Source organism: Micromonospora sp. NPDC049799 (genome assembly GCF_040656655.1).
GTDB lineage: Bacteria > Actinomycetota > Actinomycetes > Mycobacteriales > Micromonosporaceae > Micromonospora.
Genome location: NZ_JBFAMU010000496.1, coordinates 1 through 3,648, shown reverse-complemented (window position 1 = coordinate 3,648; position 3,648 = coordinate 1). Strand labels below are relative to the sequence as shown.

Genomic DNA, 3,648 nt, shown 5'->3' with positions numbered 1-3,648 from the left:
GCGAAGCTGCATGGGCTCCATTCTCCCGCCTGCGCGGATCAGGGGCAGCGTCGGGGTCACCCCCGGCCGTCCCCCGATCTCTGCCCGGGTCCGGCCACGTCGCCGGTCGCCGCACCTGGCGCGGTACCGCCGGCGGAGGACTGCTCCGACGACGGCGCGTTGTGCTGTTCAGCGGTGTCGCCGGCCGGCTGGGAACCGGTGCGTTCGCCGCCCTCGGGCTCGTTCTCGAGCATGGACGTTCTCCAGTTCTGGCTGCCCCGGGCGCGTGTGAGCGCTGCCACGCAGGGTCGCCGCAAAAGTGTTTCCGCCGGTCGCGCTGGTCGCGCGACCGCCGAAGTCTGCCTGCCCGAACACTGACCGACGGTCAGCGTTCGCCGATGGATGCCCCGTCGCGGTCCGCGTCCAACGGATCCGCGATCGCGCCCTGCGCGGTCAGCGTGCCCTGCGCCAGCCGGATCACCTTCGGGGAGACCGGCGGCTCCAGGTCGGCCACCACGCGGAGGCCGGAAAGGACGTCATCGGGTCGCACGGACGGGGTGACCTGCCGCACGACCAGTTCGAGTATCGCACACGGCACGGCCGCGACCTCGGAAGGCGTCTCCGTCGGCGTGACGACATCGATGGAGATGACCGCCGAACGGGCGTCGAAGGTGCGTCGCCCCTGCTTGGTCATGCGCTCGACGAGGACCTCGTCGGCGGCCGTGAAGGCGGAAACCGCCCGTTGTGCGACACCGGGGTCGACCTCGGGCAACTCGATGCGCCAGTGCGAGGCCTCGATCCGGTCGGCCAGGCTGCCGCCACCGGCCACCACCGCGTCCAGGACGTCGAGCCCGGGCGACAGGGCGGCGTCGAGAGCCGCGCGCAGCTGCTCCGGGTCGACCTCCTCGCGCAGGCCGATCTCCAGGTACTCGGCCTCGCTGGCCACGCCGGTGGGGGCGGCGCTGGCGTACGAGATCTTCGGGTGCGGGGTGAAGCCCTGGGAGAAGGCGATCGGTACGCCGGCCCGGCGCAGCGCCCGCTCGAAGGCGCGGGCGAAGTCCCGGTGCGAGGTGAACCGCAGCGGCCCGCGCTTGGCGTACCGGATCCGGACGCGCTGGACGACCGGCGCCTGCCCACCCTCGGGCTGTGGTCTCTTACTGATCGTCGTGCTCCTCGGTGTCAGAACCGGTGGATCATGAAGTTGTTGTCGGCGACACGCCGTGCCGGAGACAATAGCTTCATGATCACCGGGCGGAGCGGGCGGCGCGCGGGAGACGCGCGGCGCACCCGCCCCGAACGGTCACTGCTGGGCGCCGGTCGGGAGCTTGAGGCCGCCGCCGTTGATCGGGGTCAGCGGCAGGAGCTTCTTGCCGGTGGGACCGATCTGGATCTCGGTGTCCATCGACGGGCAGACGCCGCAGTCGAAGCACGGGGTCCACCGGCAGTCGTCCTGCTCGTACTCCGACAGCGAGTCCTGCCAGTCCTGCCAGAGCCAGTCCTTGTCCAGGCCCGAGTCCAGGTGGTCCCACGGCAGGACCTCCAGCTCGTCGCGCTCCCGGGTGGTGTACCAGTCGAGGTCCACCCCGAAGGTCGGCAGGACCTCGTCGGCGGCCTGCACCCAGCGCTGGTACGAGAAGTGCTCGCTCCAGCCGTCGAACCGGCCGCCGTTCTCCCACACCCTGCGGATCACCGCGCCGACCCGGCGGTCACCACGGGAGAGCAGGCCCTCGATCAGCGACGGCTCGCCGTCGTGGTAGCGGAAGCCGATCGCCCGGCCCAGCGAACGGTCGGAGTTGATGGCCTGCTTGAGCATCTTCAGCCGGCCGTCGATGACCTCCGGCCGCTCCATCGACGCCCACTGGAACGGGGTGTGCGGCTTCGGCACGAAACCGCCGATGGAGACGGTGCAGCGGATGTCCTTGGAGCCGGTGGCGGCGCGACCGGCGCGGATGACCTCGTGCGCCATGTCCGCGATCTCGAGGACGTCCTCGTCGGTCTCCGTGGGCAGGCCGCACATGAAGTACAGCTTCACCTGCCGCCAGCCGTTGGTGTACGCGGTGACCACGGTGCGGATGAGGTCTTCCTTCGACACCATCTTGTTGATCACCTTGCGGATCCGCTCCGACCCGCCCTCGGGGGCGAACGTCAGACCGGTACGCCGACCGTTGCGCGACAACTCCTGCGCGAGGTCGATGTTGAACGCGTCCACCCGGGTCGACGGCAGCGAGAGCGACACGTTCGTGCCCTCGTACTGCTGGGCGAGGCCCGAGCACATGTCACCGATCTCGGAGTGGTCGGCCGACGAGAGCGACAGCAGGCCCACCTCGTGGAAGCCGGAGAACTCCAGCCCCTCCTTCACCATCTGGCCGACGGTGGTGATCGAACGCTCCCGCACCGGGCGGGTGATCATGCCGGCCTGACAGAAGCGGCAGCCCCGGGTGCAGCCCCGGAAGATCTCCACCGCGTACCGCTCGTGCACGGTCTCGGCCAGCGGGACCAGCGGCTTCTTCGGGTACGGCCAGGCGTCCAGGTCCATCGTCGTGCGCTTGTGCACCCGGAACGGCACGTCCGCCCGGTTCGGCACGACCCGCTGGATCCGACCGTCGGGCAGGTAGTCCACGTCGTAGAAGCGCGGCACGTACACGCTCTCGGTGCGGGCCAGCCGCAGCAGCAGCTCGTCCCGGCCGCCGGGCGAGCCCTCGGCCTTCCACTCCCGGACGATGGCGGTGATCTCCAGGACCGCCTCCTCGCCGTCGCCGAGCACGGCGGCGTCGACGAAGTCGGCGATCGGCTCCGGGTTGAACGCGGCGTGCCCGCCGGCCACGATCACCGGGTCGTCGTCGGTGCGGTCGGCCGCCAGCATCGGGATGCCGGCCAGGTCGATCGCGGTGAGCAGGTTGGTGTAGCCCAGCTCGGTCGAGAACGAGACGCCGAAGACGTCGAACGCACGGACCGCGCGGTGCGCGTCGACGGTGAACTGCGGCACGCCGTGGGTGCGCATCAGCGCCTCCAGGTCCGGCCAGACCGCGTACGTGCGCTCGGCCAGCACGTCGGGCAGCTCGTTGAGGACCTCGTAGAGGATCTGCACGCCCTGGTTGGGCAGGCCCACCTCGTACGCGTCGGGGTACATCAGCGCCCACCGGACGGTCGCCGCGTCCCAGTCCTTGACCACCGCACCCAGCTCGCCACCGACGTACTGGATGGGCTTGGTCACCTGGGGCAGCAGCGGCTCCAGCTGTGGCCACACGGAATGGGCCGCGGTCGGGCGCGGCGTGGTCGACGGGACGCTCATGACGCCCAAGGGTACGCGGCCCGCCGCCGGTGACGGCGCGCACGCCACCGGCCGGCCGGCCGCACCAGCGGATTCGTCGGGGGTGGCGCGCCGGTACTAACCTCGCAACGGGCGCGAGAGGAGATTGCCGCGATGCCGCAGCCGCAGCCGGGTGCAGACCGGCCGGCCGACGGGGACACCCCGGACCCGCACCGGGACCGGGATCCGGCGGTCACCGAGGAGGCCACGCCCTCCCCCGTACCGTCGGGTGACGAGCCCCGCACGGGCCCGGAGGGCACCCGTGAGCTGGACACCGACGAGCCGGACGCGGCCGGGCGGCCCACCGACGGCCCGCACGGCACGCGGGCGCTGCCGGCCGACGAGCCGGAGCCCGCCGC

Annotated in this window: 3 protein-coding genes and 1 pseudogene; 1 reads left to right on the top strand and 3 read right to left on the bottom strand. The window is 71.6% G+C overall.

The genetic code is table 11. The features are described 5' to 3' along the window. Positions 1-56 precede the first annotated feature (56 nt). From AB0I76_RS25165 to AB0I76_RS25155, 3 genes are all read right to left on the bottom strand, one after another. Complete coding sequence (locus AB0I76_RS25165; RefSeq protein ID WP_357040146.1) at positions 57-233, bottom strand: hypothetical protein; 177 nt, start codon at positions 231-233, stop codon at positions 57-59. A 131-nt stretch (positions 234-364) separates the two neighbouring features. Further along, positions 365-1,084 (bottom strand): TIGR03936 family radical SAM-associated protein, encoded by a 720-nt coding sequence (locus AB0I76_RS25160; RefSeq protein WP_357040149.1) that lies wholly within the window; start codon positions 1,082-1,084, stop codon positions 365-367. A gap of 195 nt (positions 1,085-1,279) precedes the next feature. After that, positions 1,280-3,271, bottom strand: coding sequence for a TIGR03960 family B12-binding radical SAM protein (locus AB0I76_RS25155; RefSeq protein WP_357040143.1), 1,992 nt, complete (start codon positions 3,269-3,271; stop codon positions 1,280-1,282). A gap of 132 nt (positions 3,272-3,403) precedes the next feature. Here AB0I76_RS25155 and AB0I76_RS25150 point away from each other — a divergent pair. Beyond that, positions 3,404-3,648, top strand: a pseudogene (locus AB0I76_RS25150) (hypothetical protein); the annotation flags it as partial.